Here is a 17,194-nt window from a genome sequence, read left to right as displayed (position 1 = left end):
TGATGATAGAAAGTATTACGTCTTATCTTTTTGGTAAAGTTGCAGATTCTGCTCTTTCATCTTTAATGACAAAGTTGGATATTAAAGATAAAAAAGATAGAAAGAAAATAGAAAAAGCCATAAAAGATTTTAAAAAGCAGCTTACAGATAGACACATTGAAAATCCTTACTATGAGGATGTGATTAGCCTTTGGGAGAAGTATCAAGTTTGTGAGGAACTAATAAAAATTTGTTATAGCTTAGATAGTAAATTTAAAAGTTACTCAGAATTCAAAGAGCATCTCTCAGAAAAATTTGAAGGACGAACTGATGTTAAGGACTTTTCAAATAATCTGATGGATGAATTGGAAAAATACTTATATGATACAGTAAAGGATACTTCCAATCTTACACAAGCTGATATTGCAGTAAATAACAAAATGCATGAGCAAACTAGAGATAAAATTGATCACTTGGAAGAAAAAATTGTCAACCTTATTCAGAGTGCTCCTGAGAAGAACAAGGTTACTCAACAACTAGAACAAGAAAAAACAAAAAGTCTTCCCCTCAATAGTGATTTTAATGTTGAGAAGGAAGTAGATGAAATAAAAAGAATATTGCAAGAATATTTTCTTATCGGAAATTATAAAAAGAATCTTCAAAAATTTTTTTCTGATGGGTATAAAAATTATTATCCGGTGAAGAAAAAGAACAACATTTTACGTTTGACGAAAAATTTACTGCCATTGAGCAACATTATAATGGCATTGATCAACTTTATGCTATTTTTGAATTTATTATAGATTTATATTCAGAAATTAAAAGTCAAAATAAGTTCGTGAGTTTCTATGTAACTTCTAAAAAATTTAAACAAATAGAAGAATCAGGCTGGATTCCGGAAAATGATGACGATACAGAAATTTGGAAAGAAACTATTAAGCATATTTCTTTAGCAGATCAGTATGAAGCCTTACTTAAAAGATCGTATTATTCTTTAGATAAAACAAATCACAAACTGAATGAATTAGACAATGGGAGCAAAAGCATTGTTGAAAAAAATAGAATTGAGATATAATAATGTCGAAAATTTTGAGAAAACACCTTCCCCACCCCTAGACAAGAAATTCCACATGAAGAATTTCTTGTCTAGGAGTAAAAAACTAAATCACACATGTGTGATTTGAATTTTTAGAGCAAAACCCGAACGTTTACGTGTATTCTGAGCGGTTTTGCGGCAAAAGATTAAAAAACAAATGAAGAAGGAGGAGTTTTATGAAAAAAGAATATGGAATCACAAGTTTAACTGTACGCAATTTAGAAAACAACGAATTCTTCCAACTTCTATCTGAGAGTAAGGACGAGTTAGGGGCTTTTACAAAATCCAATAAGTCTGAGCAGGTTTATGCAACGAAGCTTGGGATATGGAAAAACTTCTTGAGACCTTGCAAGCTGGTTTGCACCGTTTCAAGGCTAGTCAAACGGTGGCTAGTCTGGAAGCTTCTGATCGTGAGCGCGATGATGCGCTTTCTACCTTGACTAGCTTGGTCAAGGCCTTCTCTCGTGTCAAAGAGGCAGGTAGCAAGGAAGCTTACAACAAACTCAACAAACTTTTCAAAAATTATGCTGGGCTAATGAGTATGAGCTACGAAAAAGAGACAGAAGCTATTAACCATTTGCTAAAGGAGCTAAAAGATACTGACTACCAAACTGCCCTTTCAACCCTGCATTTGAAAACTCATGTAGAAACCTTAACAAAGGCGTAGGCTCAGTTTGAAAAAGCCTATAAGGAGCGCTTGGCTGAGCAAAAAGGAAAGGCACCTAGTCAAAATAAGGAAGTTCGTGCGAAACTGCAAGAAATCTATGATTTCCTTGTGGATTTTACTGTAATCAACGCCTATGCTTATCCAGATAAGACGCAGTATGCTGATCTCCGTGACTATCTCAACGCTATCCGTAGTCGCTATAAAAAATTGACACCAAAGAAAAGCAAGCAAGAAGCAGTAGCTGAGGAAAAGTAGCTTTCTTCTGAAGAAGTCCCTCACAGATAGACGAGCTTTTGTAACATAAGGCGAAGTTTTGAACTTCTAAAAGAATAGAAATGGGAACAAACATGGTATGGGAAAATAAACTAGGCATTACAAACTCAGCCCAGTTGGCAGATGTAGAAGAAAAACTGACAAAAAAACAAGCCACCCTGCTTTTTCAGACAGGAGCTTTGTTCAAGATGGAAGTTGGCACTTTTTCAGGGCTGTCCGCTATTCACCATTATCTCTTTTCGGTCATCTATGATTTCGCTGGAAAATTCCGTGATGTCAATAGTGCAAAGGATAACTTTCAATTTTCCACCCGTATTTTTTAGAGCAATCCATACAGTATCCTGACAAACTTCCTCATGAGAATTTTGATTAAGTGATTGATAAGTACGCGGATATGAATATTGCCATCCTTTCCGTGAGGGGAATGGACGTGCCATGCGGATTTGGCTAGATTGTATGCTTCGTCAGAAGCGGAGAAAGTGGTAGATTGGAACGCCATTGATAAGGATGAATACCTGAATGCCATGAAGCGTAGTGGAGTGTAGACTGGAGAACTTAAGTATCTCCTCCTCGATAATCTGACGGATGACCTCACTCAGGCCCGTTTCTTTAAGGGTGTGGATGCTTCATATTATTACGAAGGGTACAGCCTTTACCAGACAGGGGAGTTATAAAGTTCAAGTAAAGGTGATGATTATCTTTTTTAGGGAAACAAACGCTAAAACTATTGGAGGTGCAGGATTGATTACGTTATTAATGATACCTTTTTTCCTCATTCTCTTGGCTATTTTTGGAATTATATATGACTTAATGACCAGTAAAGGTAGAAAAGAGTGTGCTCGCACAGTATCCTTATTTATATTGAACATCCTCACTATTGGTATCTGTCTATTAGATCTACCCATGGAAAGTAAACCATACTCAGGAATAGGGTTTATCTTATTTTATGCACTTGCTTTCACCCCTTTGATGATTGTTTTCTCACTATATACCCTCTATAGGATTGGAAAACATTATAGGTATTTTAAGAGTAAGTTCGCTATAATACTTCGCTTCAATGCCAGTTTACTTTTCCTCCTTTCGTTAGTGAATCTATTTGTGTTATGGAGAATTTTTAAAACATATCGTAGAAACGATATTACTTTACTTTATTTTATTTTAATCGTTTTAGGAATTGGTTCGACTTTCCAATTGATAGTAGGAGAACTTGAGAAGAAAAGAATACGAATCCTTCAGAAACAAGAGGAGCTAGACAGTTATGAAAAATAACTTAATTAAAGATAGGTGCAGAAAATACAGAAATCAAGAGCAAATGCTGAGATTGATTTTACAGGTGGCCGAAAATATACAAGTAGAAGCTGTCGCCATGTCTGGTTCACGAACTGATACAAAAGCACTAAAAGATGAGTTTCAAGATTATGATGTTGTTTATGTCGTGGACGATTTAGATAATCTGACGAGAGACCTTTCTTGGTTGGACCGGTTTGGCAAACGTATCATTGAGCAAGAGGTTACTCTGGGACATCGCCGTCTTTATCTCATGCTTTTTGAAGATGGGAATCGCATTGATCTAACCCTCTGTCCTAAAGAAGACATCAACGAGTGGGTGGATAGCGAGGCTTGCTTCACAGTTTTAGTAGATGATAAGGGCTTGTTTGAATCCTATTCTCCCAGTCCTCAGCGTTTCTGGATACATCCAGCTAGTGAGACGGATTTTAAAAAAGCCTGCAATGAATTTTGGTGGGTGTCATCCTACGTGGTCAAGGGTATCTGTCGCAAGCAAGTCATTTATGCCACGGACCATCTCTACGGAATTTGTCAACAAGAACTCTTGAAGGTCTTAGCTTGGCAAGTGGCAGCAGATAAGGGAACGGTCGATGTTGGCAAGAACTACAAGTGTCTCTTTAACTATATGTCTGCTGAGAAAGAGAAGGAATTCTCAAATCTGCTGGATTTTTCAAGTGTAGAGAAACTTACTCATTCATTGTTTGCTACGATGGACCTTTTCCACAGAGAAGCTCAAATCCTTGCTCAAAAGATGGGCTTTGACTATTATAAGAAAGTAGCTGAGAAGATGATTGAGTATGCTGAGGAAAGGTTGAGCTAGTATGCTAGATTATGTATTTGCTTTATTTTTCATGGGATTCCCAGGAGTCCAAATTTTAGTATTGGTGTCTTCTATATTTCTAGCTCTTAAAAGAAATAAGTTAAATAAAAGGGTGTATGGATTATTTTTCCCGATTGTTATAACCTTGTGTAATATTTGGCTTATTTCAATAGATCGCACAGAGCTTTTTGATGATGTTTTAAGATTCTATTTCTTTCTAATCTCTTTTTGTTTTCCAATGCTCATTACAGCAGTAATTTACCATGCTCTTCGATTGTCTTCTATCTATTCTCTATTAAGGTGGAAGATGATAGTTATTAGCTTTTGCTACTTAATTGGTTTAGTCTTCCATCTTCTTAATACTATGTATTGGAATGAAGTCTTTCATGGACATCAAAATGTATTTAATGCTTTGCTTATTGGGACCGTTGTTATTTCATTTCTTCCTTCCATATATTTATTTTTTGTACAAAGAAAAGTTGAACAAGTACCTACTAGCTAAATTTAAGTAAACTAAAATGTTTTAACCTGATAAAAATTTTCAAAACTTTAAACTACAGAAAGGATTGTTTGGTTTCTTACGGTAACTGAACACGGGACTAATCCTTCCTACATCCTTTTATCATTACACCTACTCTACATTCTTTGAAAGGAGTTGAACACGCCCTAAATGCTGTGTGAAAAAATATAAATACTCTTGCGAGCATCGCTCACTGCAATAATTTCCTATTTTCACTCTGCTTTTTACGGGCTTAGTATCTTATGTCCAACATTCAAAACATGTCCCTGGAGGACATCATGGGAGAGCGCTTTGGTCGCTACTCCAAATACATTATTCAAGACCGGGCTTTGCCAGATATTCGTGATGGCTTGAAGCCGGTTCAGCGTCGCATTCTTTATTCTATGAATAAGGATGGCAATACCTTTGACAAGAGTTACCGTAAGTCGGCCAAGTCTGTCGGGAATATCATGGGGAATTTCCACCCACACGGTGACAGTTCCATCTATGATGCCATGGTTCGTATGTCACAGGACTGGAAGAATCGTGAGATTCTAGTCGAAATGCACGGTAATAACGGTTGTTCTATGGACGGAGATCCGCCTGCGGCTATGCGTTATACGGAGGCGCGTTTGTCTGAGATTGCAGGCTATCTTCTTCAGGATATCGATAAAAAGACAGTTCCTTTTGCTTGGAACTTTGATGATACGGAGAAAGAGCCGACAGTCTTGCCAGCAGCCTTTCCAAATCTTTTGGTCAATGGTTCGACTGGTATTTCGGCTGGATATGCCACAGACATTCCTCCCCATAATTTGGCTGAGGTCATTGATGCGGCGGTTTACATGATTGACCATCCAACGGCCAAAGTTGAAAAACTCATGGAATTCTTGCCTGGACCAGACTTCCCTACTGGAGGGATTATTCAGGGTCGTGATGAAATTAAGAAGGCCTATGAAACTGGGAAAGGGCGCGTGGTTGTTCGTTCCAAGACTGAGATTGAAAAGCTAAAAGGTGGTAAGGAGCAAATCGTTATTACTGAGATTCCTTATGAAATCAACAAGGCCAATCTAGTCAAGAAGATTGATGATGTTCGTGTCAATAATAAGGTGGCAGGTATTGCTGAGGTTCGCGATGAGTCTGACCGTGACGGTCTTCGTATCGCGATTGAACTCAAGAAAGACGCTAATACGGAGCTTGTTCTCAACTACCTATTTAAATACACCGACCTACAAATCAATTACAATTTTAACATGGTGGCAATTGACAATTTCACGCCTCGTCAGGTTGGGATTGTTCCAATCCTGTCTAGCTACATCGCCCACCGTCGTGAAGTGATTTTAGCGCGTTCACGCTTTGACAAGGAAAAGGCTGAGAAACGTCTCCATATCGTCGAAGGTTTGATTCGAGTGATTTCAATCTTGGACGAAGTCATTGCGCTTATCCGTGCTTCTGAGAATAAGGCGGACGCTAAGGAAAATCTTAAGGTAAGCTATGATTTTACGGAAGAACAGGCTGAGGCTATCGTAACCTTGCAACTGTACCGTTTGACCAATACCGATGTGGTTGTCTTGCAGGAAGAAGAAGCAGAACTTCGTGAAAAGATTGCCATGCTGGCGGCTATTATCGGGGATGAACGTACTATGTACAATCTCATGAAGAAAGAACTTCGTGAGGTTAAGAAGAAATTTGCTACTCCGCGTTTGAGTAGCTTAGAAGACACAGCAAAAGCAATCGAGATTGATACAGCTAGTCTGATCGCAGAGGAAGATACCTACGTCAGCGTGACCAAGGCAGGTTACATCAAGCGTACTAGTCCACGTTCCTTTGCGGCTTCAACGCTAGAGGAAATTGGCAAACGTGATGATGACCGTTTGATCTTTGTACAAGCTGCTAAGACAACCCAGCATCTCTTGATGTTCACGACTCTTGGAAATGTCATTTATCGACCAATTCATGAATTGGCTGATATTCGTTGGAAGGATATCGGTGAGCACCTGAGCCAGACCATTACAAACTTTGAAACTAACGAAGAAATCCTTTATGCTGAAGTCGTGGATCAGTTTGATGATGCCACAACCTACTTTGCTGCAACTCGTCTCGGTCAAATTAAACGGGTAGAACGCAAAGAATTCTCTCCATGGCGAACCTACAAGTCTAAGTCTGTCAAGTATGCCAAGTTGAAAGATGATACGGACCAGATTGTAGCAGTGGCTCCAATTAAACTGGATGATGTTCTTTTGATTAGCCAAAATGGTTATGCCCTGCGTTTCAATATCGAAGAGGTTCCAGTTGTCGGTGCTAAGGCTGCAGGTGTCAAGGCTATGAATTTGAAAGAAGATGATGTCCTCCAATCTGCCTTTATCTGTAACACCTCATCCTTCTACCTCTTGACCCAACGTGGAAGTTTGAAACGTGTTTCTATTGATGAAATTCCGGCAACCAGCCGTGCCAAACGTGGGTTACAAGTCTTGCGTGAGCTAAAAAATAAACCGCATCGTGTCTTCTTGGCAGGTGCAGTTGCAGAACAAGGCTTCGTTGGTGATCTCTTCAGTACAGAAGTGGAAGAGAACGACCAAACGCTGCTTGTTCAATCCAACAAAGGAACAATCTATGAAAGCCGATTGCAAGACTTGAACTTGTCAGAACGCACTAGCAACGGAAGCTTCATTTCTGATACGATTTCTGATGAAGAAGTTTTTGACGCTTATCTTAAAGAAGTATTTACAGAAGCCAAATAAGTGAAATGAAGAATCAGTTCTAAGAGCTGGTTCTTTTTTATTGAAGAAATTTTCTGAAAATTACAAAATATACTTGCTATTTTAGAAAAATAGTGTAGAATATAAGAAATAGGTTTTCAGAATAAGGAGTGGAATATGACAGTAACGATTGATTGGGAAAACCTTGGTTTTTCCTATATGAAATTACCTTATCGCTATATTGCTCATTTTAAAAATGGACAATGGAATCAAGGAGAGTTGACAGAAGATGCAACCTTGCACATTTCAGAGTCTTCTCCAAGTCTTCACTATGGACAACAAGCATTCGAAGGTTTAAAAGCTTATCGTACTAAGGATGGCAGTATTCAACTTTTCCGTCCTGATGAAAATGCTAAACGTCTGCAACGTACTTGTGATCGTCTCTTGATGCCACAAGTTCCGACAGAAATGTTTGTAGAAGCTTGTAAGGCAGTTGTTCGTGCGAATGAAGAATACGTACCTCCATACGGAACAGGTGGAACCTTATATCTTCGCCCTCTTTTGATTGGTGTCGGAGATATTATCGGAGTAAAACCAGCAGAAGAGTATATTTTCACGATTTTTGCCATGCCAGTTGGAAATTACTTTAAGGGTGGTTTGGTCCCAACCAACTTCTTGATTCAGGATGAATACGACCGTGCAGCGCCAAATGGTACAGGTGCGGCTAAGGTTGGTGGAAACTATGCTGCCAGTCTCTTGCCAGGGAAATTGGCGAAATCACGCCATTTCTCAGATGTTATCTATCTAGACCCATCAACTCATACAAAGATTGAAGAAGTCGGTTCAGCTAACTTCTTTGGAATTACAGCTGATAATGAATTTGTAACACCATTGAGTCCATCTATCTTGCCATCTATTACTAAGTATTCTTTGCTTTATTTGGCAGAACATCGCTTGGGCTTAGCTCCTATTGAAGGAGATGTTCCAATTGATAACCTTGACCGTTTTGTAGAGGCAGGTGCCTGTGGTACAGCAGCGGTTATTTCTCCAATTGGAGGTATTCAGCACGGTGATGATTTCCATGTTTTCTATAGTGAAACAGAAGTAGGTCCTGTGACTCGCAAACTCTATGATGAGTTGACAGGAATTCAGTTTGGCGATATTGAAGCGCCAGAAGGTTGGATTGTAAAAGTAGATTAAAATTAACTAAAGGAGATTTTTTATGAAATCTAAAAAGTGGCTCTTAACAGCAGGAGTGGTCCTGAGCACAACAGCTCTATTAGCGGCTTGTGGAAAAGCTGATAAAGAAGCAGATGCACCGACAACATTTTCATATGTCTATGCAGTAGATCCAGCATCTTTGGACTATAGTATAGCGACTCGTACATCTACAACAGATGTCATCGGGAACGTGGTTGATGGATTGATGGAAAATGACCAATACGGAAATGTTATTCCTTCCTTGGCTGAAGATTGGTCTGTCTCAAAAGATGGTTTGACTTATACCTATAAACTTCGTAAAGGAGTTAAATGGTACACATCAGAAGGTGAAGAATACGCAGAAGTAACAGCTCATGACTTTGTGACAGGACTAAAACACGTAGCTGACGGTAAGTCAGACGGTGTCTCTCTCATCCAAAATTCAATCAAGGGCTTGGATGCCTACATGACTGGTGAGACCAATGATTTCTCTACAGTTGGTGTCAAGGCCTTGGACGATTACACAGTTGAATATACCCTAAACAAACCAGAAAGCTTCTGGAACTCTAAAGTCACCACAGCAACGATGTTGCCTGTAAATGAAGAGTTTTTGAAGGCGTCAGGTAAAGATTATGGAGCAGTTACTCCAGCAGGAATTCTCTACAATGGTCCTTATATCTTGAAGACCTTAACGTCTAAATCGTTAATCGAATACGAGAAAAACCCAAATTACTGGGATAAAGAAAAGGTAAAAATCGAGAAGATTAAATTGACTTACTACGATGGTTCTGATCAGGAATCCTTGATTCGTAGTTTCTCTTCTGGTGCCTATACGACAGCCCGTCTCTTCCCAAGTAGCTCAAACTTTGCTTCTACTTTGGAACAATACGGAGATAAAATCACTTATAGCCCACAGGATTCAAGTAGTTATTACTTCACCTTTAACGTAAATCGTCAGTCATATAATAAAACTGCGAAAACAAGTGAAGAGCAAAAGACTTCTACAAAAGAAGCTATGCTTAATAAGGACTTCCGTCAGGCTATCAACTTTGCCTTCAACCGCCATTCTTATGCTGCCCAGCTAAATGGTGAAGACGGTGCGGACAAGATTATTCGTAACAGTCTCGTTCCAGATAACTTTGTACAAGCAGGTGGTAAAAACTTTGGTCAAATCGCTCAAGCAGAGTTGGTGAACTATGGTGACCAGTGGAAGGGTGTTGAGCTAGTTGACGGTAAGGATTCTATCTACAACCCTGACAAGGCTAAAGCTGCATTCGAAAAAGCTAAGAAAGACCTAGAATCTAAAGGGGTAACTTTCCCAATTCACTTGGATGTCCCAGTTGAACAAACAGATACCATCGCCGTTCAACAAAGTAACTCTTTCAAACAGTCTATCGAATCAACACTTGGTGCTGAAAATGTTGTCATCGACGTTCTTCAAATGACAGATAATGAAAAGGAAACAATCACTTCACAAGCGCGTGTTCCTTCTCAAAAAGACTATGATTTGAACAGTACAGGATGGGCTCCAAGTTATCAAGACCCAGCATCTTACTTGAATATCATGGATCCTAAATCAGGTTCTGCTATGAAGCACCTAGGTATTACTAAAGGGAAAGATAAAGATGTTGTAGCTAAACTTGGTTTAGATGAGTATAAGAAATTATTGGATGATGCGGATTCAGAAACTACGAATCTTGAAGAACGATATGAAAAATATGCCAAGGCTCAAGCTTGGTTGACAGATAGTTCATTATTGATGCCAACAGCCTCATCTGGTGGTTCTCCAGTTGTAAGTAATGTAGTACCATTCTCAAAACCATACTCACAAGTTGGTATTAAGGGTGACCCATATATCTTTAAAGGAATGAAATTACAAAAAGATATCGTTACGACAAAAGAATATGAAGAAGCACTGAAAAAATGGCAAAAAGAAAAATTGGAATCAAATGGTAAGTACCAAAAAGAACTAGAAAAACACATTAAATAAAGCGGAAAACTCTATATCAGACAAGCCTGATGTAGAGTTTTTTCTTGCTAGTTTTTGGATTTTCTTGTAAAATAGAAAAAGTGAAGAGAGGTATGAAATGAGTAAGAAAGATAAAAAAATTGAAATTCAAGTAGCAGATGCCAAGGTTAATGTAGGAAAAGACAGTTTTGAAGGTTATACCTTGACCATTGGTAAAAAAGTTATCGGAGAAATTGCCGAATTAGATGGACAATTTGCCATCATAAAGAATGGGAATGTCGATAGTTTTTATAAAAAATTGGAAAAAGCTGTGGAAATTTTGATTGAAAATTATAATTTAGCAAAATAAGTCTTGTTTTTTTGAAATTTTCATGATATAATAGTCCATGTTAATTGTAGGAGAGATAGCGAAGAGGCTAAACGCGGCGGACTGTAAATCCGCTCCTTCGGGTTCGGGGGTTCGAATCCCTCTCTCTCCATTTCATCAATGGGGTATAGCCAAGCGGTAAGGCAAGGGACTTTGACTCCCTCATGCGTTGGTTCGAATCCAGCTACCCCAGTTCTTAGGTAATGATCAAGATAAAAAGCAAAATATCTTAGGGTATTTTATTTTTATAATTGAAAGACGTGAACGATATGAACATGTCCTTGCGGGTGCTTAGGAAAAAAATTATAAGTATGTCAAGTTTAAGAAAAACTTGATTGTTGGAGGATTTTTTAGATGAACGAATTTGAAGATTTGCTAAATAGCGTTAGCCAAGTTGAGACTGGTGATGTTGTTAGTGCTGAAGTATTGACAGTTGATGCGACTCAAGCTAACGTTGCAATCTCTGGAACTGGTGTTGAAGGTGTCTTGACTCTTCGCGAATTGACAAACGATCGCGATGCAGATATCAATGACTTTGTTAAAGTAGGAGAAGTATTGGATGTTCTTGTACTTCGTCAAGTAGTTGGTAAAGATACTGATACAGTTACATACCTTGTATCTAAAAAACGCCTTGAAGCTCGCAAAGCATGGGACAAACTTGTTGGTCGCGAAGAAGAAGTTGTTACTGTTAAAGGAACTCGTGCCGTTAAAGGTGGACTTTCAGTAGAATTTGAAGGTGTTCGTGGATTTATCCCAGCTTCAATGTTGGATACTCGTTTCGTACGTAACACTGAGCGTTTTGTAGGTCAAGAATTTGATGCTAAAATCAAAGAAGTTGACGCTAAAGAAAACCGCTTTATCCTTTCACGTCGTGAAGTTGTTGAAGCAGCTACTGCAGCAGCTCGCGCTGAAGTGTTCGGTAAATTGGCTGTTGGTGATGTTGTAACTGGTAAAGTTGCACGTATCACAAGCTTCGGTGCTTTCATCGACCTTGGTGGTGTTGACGGATTGGTTCACTTGACTGAATTGTCACACGAACGTAACGTATCACCAAAATCAGTTGTAACAGTTGGTGAAGAAATTGAAGTGAAAATCCTTGATCTTAACGAAGAAGAAGGACGTGTATCACTTTCACTTAAAGCAACAACACCTGGACCATGGGATGGCGTTGAGCAAAAATTGGCTAAAGGTGATGTAGTAGAAGGAACAGTTAAACGTTTGACTGACTTCGGTGCATTTGTTGAAGTATTGCCAGGTATCGATGGACTTGTTCACGTATCACAAATTTCACACAAACGTATTGAAAATCCAAAAGAAGCTCTTAAAGTTGGTCAAGAAGTTCAAGTTAAAGTTCTTGAAGTTAACGCAGATGCAGAGCGCGTATCACTTTCTATCAAAGCTCTTGAAGAGCGTCCAGCTCAAGAAGAAGGACAAAAAGAAGAAAAACGTGCTGCTCGTCCACGTCGTCCAAAACGTCAAGAAAAACGTGATTTCGAACTTCCAGAAACACAAACAGGATTCTCAATGGCTGACTTGTTCGGTGATATCGAACTTTAATCAAATTGAAAATTCATAAAATCCTTTGTTTGCTAAACAAGGGATTTTTCTTTTGTCTGTAAACCTTTTTTGATATAATAGTTCTATGTTAGAATCAGAAAAACAATCATGTTATCAAATGTTAAATGAAGAACTATCTTTTTTATTGGAAGGTGAAACTAATGTTTTGGCTAATCTTTCCAACGCCAGTGCTCTTCTAAAATCCCGCTTTCCTAATACCGTATTTGCAGGCTTTTATCTGTTCGATGGAAAGGAATTGGTTTTAGGTCCTTTCCAAGGAGGTGTTTCCTGCATCCGTATTGCGCTAGGCAAGGGTGTTTGTGGTGAGGCAGCTCATTTTCAGGAAACCGTTGTTGTTGGAGATGTAACGACTTATCCCAACTATATTTCTTGTGATAGTCGAGCTAAAAGTGAAATTGTTGTTCCGATGGTTAAGAACGGTCAATTACTTGGAGTTCTAGATCTTGATTCTTCAGAGATTGATGATTATGATGCTATGGATCGAGATCATTTGGAACAATTTGTCGCTATTTTGCTTGAAAAGACAGAATGGGACTTTACAATGTTTGGGGAGAAAGCCTAATGTATCAAGCACTTTATCGAAAATATAGAAGTCAAAACTTCTCTCAGTTGGTTGGTCAAGAAGTTGTGGCTAAGACTCTTAAACAAGCGGTGGAGCAAGAGAAAATAAGTCATGCTTATCTTTTTTCTGGTCCTCGTGGAACGGGAAAAACCAGTGTGGCTAAGATTTTTGCCAAAGCTATGAACTGTCCCAATCAAGTGGGTGGAGAACCTTGTAATAACTGCTATATTTGTCAGGCAGTGACGGACGGTAGTTTAGAAGATGTCATCGAAATGGATGCGGCCTCTAATAATGGAGTCGATGAAATCCGTGAAATTCGTGATAAATCTACCTATGCGCCTAGCCTTGCCCGCTATAAGGTCTATATCATAGATGAGGTTCACATGCTGTCTACAGGGGCTTTTAATGCCCTCCTAAAAACGCTGGAAGAGCCAACACAGAATGTAGTCTTTATTTTGGCCACTACTGAATTGCACAAGATTCCTGCTACTATTTTATCCCGTGTGCAACGTTTTGAATTTAAATCGATTAAGACACAGGATATTAAGGAACATATTCACTATATTTTAGAAAAAGAAAATATCAGTTCTGAACCAGAGGCTGTGGAAATCATTGCCAGACGGGCTGAAGGTGGAATGCGAGATGCCTTGTCTATTTTGGATCAAGCCCTGAGTTTGACACAGGGAAACGAGCTGACGACTGCCATCTCTGAAGAAATTACTGGCACCATTAGTCTGTCAGCCTTGGATGATTATGTGGCCGCTTTGTCTCGACAGGATGTTCCAAAGGCCCTAGCATGCTTGAATCTTCTCTTTGAAAATGGTAAGAGCATGACTCGTTTTGTGACCGACCTTTTGCACTATTTAAGAGACTTGTTAATTGTCCAAACAGGTGGAGAAAACACTCATCATAGTCCAGTCTTTGTAGAAAATTTGGCACTTCCTCAAGAAAATCTGTTTGAAATGATTCGCTTGGCGACAGTCAGTTTAGCAGATATTAAGTCTAGTTTGCAGCCCAAGATTTATGCTGAGATGATGACCATTCGTTTAGCGGAGGTTAATCCTGAACTGTCTCTTTCAGGTGCGGTTGAAAGTGAAATTTCTGCACTGAGACAGGAAATTGCCCGTCTCAAACAAGAACTCGCAAATGTGGGCACTGTACCAAAACCAACTAGTCCAGTACCTACCCGTCCAACAGCAGGCAAGACAATCTATCGTGTGGATCGCAATAAGGTTCAATCTATCTTACAAGAGGCTGTCGAAAATCCTGATTTAGCACGTCAAAATCTGATTCGCTTGCAGAATGCCTGGGGAGAGGTGATTGAAAGTCTTGGAGGTCCCGATAAGGCTCTGCTAGTTGGGTCTCAACCGGTTGCGGCCAATGAACACCATGCTATTCTTGCTTTTGAGTCTAACTTCAATGCTGGTCAAACCATGAAACGAGACAATCTCAACACTATGTTTGGCAATATCCTCAGTCAGGCAGCAGGTTTTTCACCTGAGATTTTAGCTATTTCCATGGAGGAATGGAAAGAAGTTCGCGCAGCCTTTTCAGCCAAAGCCAAATCTTCTCAAACTGAAAAAGAAGCAGAAGAAAGCCTGATTCCAGAAGGATTTGAATTTTTGGCTGATAAAGTGAAGGTAGAGGAAGACTAAAGAAGGATTTCATGATACAATAAGTTTATGAATAGACAACAATTTATTATCATCGCGCTGTTTACAGCTGCTGAGACCTATTTTTTCAATGAAGCCTGGATGACTGGTCGCTATATTATGGCAGCCTTTTGGGCCATTTTGCTTTTTAGAAATTTCCGAGTCAGTTACTTGATGGGCAAGATTGTAGATGTCATTGACCAGCACTTGAAAGGAAAAGACTAGTCCTCAGCTTCTAGACAAAATCAAAGCCTTTTAGGCTTTTTTTGTTATACTATAAAAGTATATTTATTGACCTTTTATACTCTTCGAAAATCAAATTCAAACCGTGTCAGCTTCGCCTTGCCGTACTCAAGTACAGCCTGCGGCTAGCTTCCTAGTTTGCTCTTTGATTTTCATTGAGTATTTCCGTATTTTCTAGGGAAATCAAGTATGTTTCTAGTAAGTACTGTAAAGGCTTTGAAAAAGAAAGGAACTACCATGTCAGTATTAGAGATCAAAGATCTTCACGTTGAGATTGAAGGAAAAGAAATTTTAAAAGGGGTTAACCTGACCCTGAAAACAGGTGAAATTGCTGCTATCATGGGACCAAATGGTACTGGTAAATCAACTCTTTCTGCAGCTATAATGGGAAATCCAAACTATGAAGTTACCAAAGGTGAAGTCTTGTTTGATGGCGTAAACATTCTTGAGTTAGAAGTGGACGAGCGTGCGCGTATGGGACTTTTCCTTGCTATGCAATACCCATCAGAAATTCCTGGTATTACTAACGCTGAGTTTCTTCGTGCAGCCATGAATGCTGGTAAAGAAGACGATGAGAAGATTTCAGTTCGCGAGTTTATCACTAAGCTAGATGAAAAAATGGAATTGCTCAACATGAAAGAAGAAATGGCTGAGCGTTACCTCAACGAAGGTTTCTCTGGTGGTGAGAAAAAACGTAATGAGATTCTTCAACTTTTGATGTTGGAGCCAACATTTGCCCTTTTGGACGAGATTGACTCTGGTCTTGATATTGACGCTCTTAAAGTTGTTTCTAAAGGTGTTAATGCCATGCGTGGTGAAGGCTTTGGTGCTATGATTATCACTCACTACCAACGTCTTTTGAACTACATCACGCCTGATGTGGTACACGTCATGATGGAAGGTCGTGTTGTCCTTTCAGGTGGTCCAGAATTGGCTGCGCGTTTGGAACGTGAAGGATACGCAAAACTAGCTGAAGAACTTGGCTACGATTACAAGGAAGAATTGTAATTCCCTCGTATCTTTTAGGAGAAGTAAATGACTAAAGAAAATATTAAACTTTTTTCAGAAATGCACGCTGAACCAAGCTGGTTGGCTGATCTCCGTCAAAAAGCTTTTGACAAGATTGAGACTTTGGAATTACCAGTTATTGAGCGTGTCAAATTCCACCGTTGGAATCTGGGTGATGGAACGATTACAGAAAGTGAGTCATCAGCAAATGTTCCAGATTTCACAGCTCTAGATAATCACTTGAAGTTGGTGCAAGTAGGGACTCAGACTGTTTTTGAGCAAACTCCAGTTGAGTTAGCTGAACAGGGTGTTGTCTTCACAGATTTCCATTCAGCTTTAGAAGAAATTCCAGAGCTGATCGAAGAATTCTTCATGTCATCTGTTAAGTATGACGATGACAAGTTGGCAGCCTACCATACAGCTTATTTCAACAGTGGTGCTGTTCTCTACATTCCTGATAATGTTGAGATTAAAGAACCAATCGAAGGAATTTTCTATCAAGACAGCGATAGCGATGTGCCGTTTAACAAGCATATTATGATTATCGCTGGTAAAAATTCTAAGATTAGTTATCTGGAACGTTTAGAGTCACGTGGCCAAGGAAGTGTCAAAGCAACTGCCAATATCACTGTGGAAGTGATTGCACGTTCTGGTGCGCAAGTGAAGTTTGCGGCTATCGACCGTCTAGGTGAAAATGTTACTGCCTACATTAGCCGTCGTGGTAAATTAGGCAACGATGCAAGCATTGACTGGGCGATTGGTGTTATGAACGAAGGAAACGTCGTTGCGGACTTTGATAGTGACTTGATTGGTAACGGTAGCCATGCAGATCTCAAGGTTGTAGCTCTTTCAAGTGGCCGTCAGGTACAAGGAATTGATACACGTGTAACTAACTATGGTTGCAACTCAATCGGAAATATCCTACAACATGGGGTTATTCTTGAAAAAGCAACTTTGACCTTCAATGGTATTGGCCACATTATTAAGGGTGCTAAGGGTGCAGATGCGCAACAAGAGAGCCGTGTTCTTATGCTGTCAGACCAAGCGCGTTCAGATGCCAACCCAATTCTTTTGATTGATGAAAATGACGTAACTGCAGGTCACGCAGCTTCTATCGGTCAGGTGGATCCAGAAGACATGTACTACCTCATGAGCCGTGGCTTGGACAAGGCAACTGCAGAACGTTTGGTTGTTCGTGGTTTCCTTGGATCCGTTATCGTAGAGATTCCAGTCAAGGAAGTTCGTGATGAAATGATTGCAACCATCGAAGAAAAATTGTCAAAACGCTAAGGGGAAGC

The 17,194-nt window shown here is 39.4% G+C and carries 14 protein-coding genes, 2 tRNA genes and 2 pseudogenes; all 18 read left to right on the top strand.

The genetic code is table 11. The annotated features are described in order from the left end of the window. Window positions 1–2 precede the first annotated feature (2 nt). The 18 genes and pseudogenes from SK578_RS07530 (at window position 3) to sufD (ending at window position 17,186) form a co-directional block, all read left to right on the top strand. On the top strand, window positions 3–782 hold the full coding sequence (locus tag SK578_RS07530) for a hypothetical protein (RefSeq protein ID WP_042751388.1): 780 nt from the start codon (window positions 3–5) through the stop codon (window positions 780–782). A 35-nt stretch (window positions 783–817) separates the two neighbouring features. Next, on the top strand, window positions 818–1,054 hold the full coding sequence (locus SK578_RS07525; protein ID WP_042751387.1) for a hypothetical protein: 237 nt from the start codon (window positions 818–820) through the stop codon (window positions 1,052–1,054). Between the two features lie 197 nt (window positions 1,055–1,251). Then, window positions 1,252–1,997: pseudogene (locus SK578_RS11270) on the top strand (DUF6261 family protein). 92 nt (window positions 1,998–2,089) lie between these two features. Beyond that, window positions 2,090–2,689 (top strand): annotated as a pseudogene (fic, locus tag SK578_RS07510) (protein adenylyltransferase Fic). 82 nt (window positions 2,690–2,771) lie between these two features. Further along, window positions 2,772–3,284 carry a hypothetical protein gene (locus SK578_RS07505; RefSeq protein WP_042751534.1) on the top strand — a complete coding sequence of 171 codons (513 nt, stop codon included), beginning with the start codon at window positions 2,772–2,774 and terminating at the stop codon, window positions 3,282–3,284. Further along, window positions 3,274–4,122: an aminoglycoside 6-adenylyltransferase gene (locus SK578_RS07500; RefSeq protein ID WP_042751384.1), complete on the top strand. Its 849-nt coding sequence runs from the start codon at window positions 3,274–3,276 to the stop codon at window positions 4,120–4,122. Before SK578_RS07505 ends, SK578_RS07500 begins: the two co-directional genes overlap by 11 nt. A 762-nt stretch (window positions 4,123–4,884) precedes the next feature. After that, window positions 4,885–7,359: a DNA topoisomerase IV subunit A gene (gene parC, locus SK578_RS07490; RefSeq protein WP_080709991.1), complete on the top strand. Its 2,475-nt coding sequence runs from the start codon at window positions 4,885–4,887 to the stop codon at window positions 7,357–7,359. A gap of 135 nt (window positions 7,360–7,494) precedes the next feature. After that, entirely contained in the window at window positions 7,495–8,517 is a 1,023-nt protein-coding gene (locus tag SK578_RS07485) for a branched-chain amino acid aminotransferase (protein ID WP_042751381.1), read from the top strand. Between the two features lie 22 nt (window positions 8,518–8,539). Then, window positions 8,540–10,507, top strand: a complete 1,968-nt coding sequence (locus tag SK578_RS07480) for a peptide ABC transporter substrate-binding protein (protein ID WP_042751380.1) — start codon at window positions 8,540–8,542, stop codon at window positions 10,505–10,507. A gap of 97 nt (window positions 10,508–10,604) precedes the next feature. Further along, window positions 10,605–10,835, top strand: coding sequence for a DUF2969 domain-containing protein (locus tag SK578_RS07475; protein ID WP_000037113.1), 231 nt, complete (start codon window positions 10,605–10,607; stop codon window positions 10,833–10,835). Between the two features lie 49 nt (window positions 10,836–10,884). Beyond that, window positions 10,885–10,965, top strand: a tRNA-Tyr gene (locus SK578_RS07470). Between the two features lie 9 nt (window positions 10,966–10,974). Beyond that, window positions 10,975–11,046, top strand: a tRNA-Gln gene (locus SK578_RS07465). Between the two features lie 161 nt (window positions 11,047–11,207). After that, entirely contained in the window at window positions 11,208–12,410 is a 1,203-nt protein-coding gene (rpsA, locus tag SK578_RS07460) for a 30S ribosomal protein S1 (protein WP_001001631.1), read from the top strand. 85 nt (window positions 12,411–12,495) lie between these two features. Then, window positions 12,496–12,993 (top strand): GAF domain-containing protein, encoded by a 498-nt coding sequence (locus SK578_RS07455; RefSeq protein WP_042751379.1) that lies wholly within the window; start codon window positions 12,496–12,498, stop codon window positions 12,991–12,993. Continuing rightward, window positions 12,993–14,648 carry a DNA polymerase III subunit gamma/tau gene (gene dnaX / locus SK578_RS07450; RefSeq protein ID WP_042751378.1) on the top strand — a complete coding sequence of 552 codons (1,656 nt, stop codon included), beginning with the start codon at window positions 12,993–12,995 and terminating at the stop codon, window positions 14,646–14,648. Before SK578_RS07455 ends, dnaX begins: the two co-directional genes overlap by 1 nt. Window positions 14,649–14,675: 27 nt before the next feature. After that, complete coding sequence (locus tag SK578_RS07445; RefSeq protein ID WP_001081602.1) at window positions 14,676–14,870, top strand: DUF3272 domain-containing protein; 195 nt, start codon at window positions 14,676–14,678, stop codon at window positions 14,868–14,870. A gap of 255 nt (window positions 14,871–15,125) precedes the next feature. After that, window positions 15,126–15,896 carry a Fe-S cluster assembly ATPase SufC gene (gene sufC / locus SK578_RS07440; RefSeq protein WP_000114489.1) on the top strand — a complete coding sequence of 257 codons (771 nt, stop codon included), beginning with the start codon at window positions 15,126–15,128 and terminating at the stop codon, window positions 15,894–15,896. 27 nt (window positions 15,897–15,923) lie between these two features. Beyond that, window positions 15,924–17,186: a Fe-S cluster assembly protein SufD gene (sufD, locus tag SK578_RS07435; protein WP_004261461.1), complete on the top strand. Its 1,263-nt coding sequence runs from the start codon at window positions 15,924–15,926 to the stop codon at window positions 17,184–17,186. Window positions 17,187–17,194 lie beyond the last annotated feature (8 nt).

Origin of the sequence: Streptococcus mitis, from assembly GCF_000722755.1 — a bacterium.
Taxonomy (GTDB): Bacteria; Bacillota; Bacilli; order Lactobacillales; family Streptococcaceae; genus Streptococcus; species Streptococcus mitis_CM.
The sequence above is the reverse complement of the archived record's forward strand: the minus strand, read 5'-3'. Positions and strand labels throughout refer to the sequence as shown.

Bases quoted from the DNA above. Each gene is read 5' to 3' on its own strand.
- SK578_RS07530 (WP_042751388.1), top strand. From the start codon at position 3: ATGATAGAAAGTATTACGTCTTATCTTTTTGGTAAAGTTGCAGATTCT.
- SK578_RS07505 (WP_042751534.1), top strand. From the start codon at position 2,772: ATGATACCTTTTTTCCTCATTCTCTTGGCTATTTTTGGAATTATATAT.
- SK578_RS07500 (WP_042751384.1), top strand. From the start codon at position 3,274: ATGAAAAATAACTTAATTAAAGATAGGTGCAGAAAATACAGAAATCAA.
- parC (WP_080709991.1), top strand. From the start codon at position 4,885: ATGTCCAACATTCAAAACATGTCCCTGGAGGACATCATGGGAGAGCGC.
- SK578_RS07485 (WP_042751381.1), top strand. From the start codon at position 7,495: ATGACAGTAACGATTGATTGGGAAAACCTTGGTTTTTCCTATATGAAA.
- SK578_RS07480 (WP_042751380.1), top strand. From the start codon at position 8,540: ATGAAATCTAAAAAGTGGCTCTTAACAGCAGGAGTGGTCCTGAGCACA.
- SK578_RS07475 (WP_000037113.1), top strand. From the start codon at position 10,605: ATGAGTAAGAAAGATAAAAAAATTGAAATTCAAGTAGCAGATGCCAAG.
- rpsA (WP_001001631.1), top strand. From the start codon at position 11,208: ATGAACGAATTTGAAGATTTGCTAAATAGCGTTAGCCAAGTTGAGACT.
- SK578_RS07455 (WP_042751379.1), top strand. From the start codon at position 12,496: ATGTTAGAATCAGAAAAACAATCATGTTATCAAATGTTAAATGAAGAA.
- dnaX (WP_042751378.1), top strand. From the start codon at position 12,993: ATGTATCAAGCACTTTATCGAAAATATAGAAGTCAAAACTTCTCTCAG.
- SK578_RS07445 (WP_001081602.1), top strand. From the start codon at position 14,676: ATGAATAGACAACAATTTATTATCATCGCGCTGTTTACAGCTGCTGAG.
- sufC (WP_000114489.1), top strand. From the start codon at position 15,126: ATGTCAGTATTAGAGATCAAAGATCTTCACGTTGAGATTGAAGGAAAA.
- sufD (WP_004261461.1), top strand. From the start codon at position 15,924: ATGACTAAAGAAAATATTAAACTTTTTTCAGAAATGCACGCTGAACCA.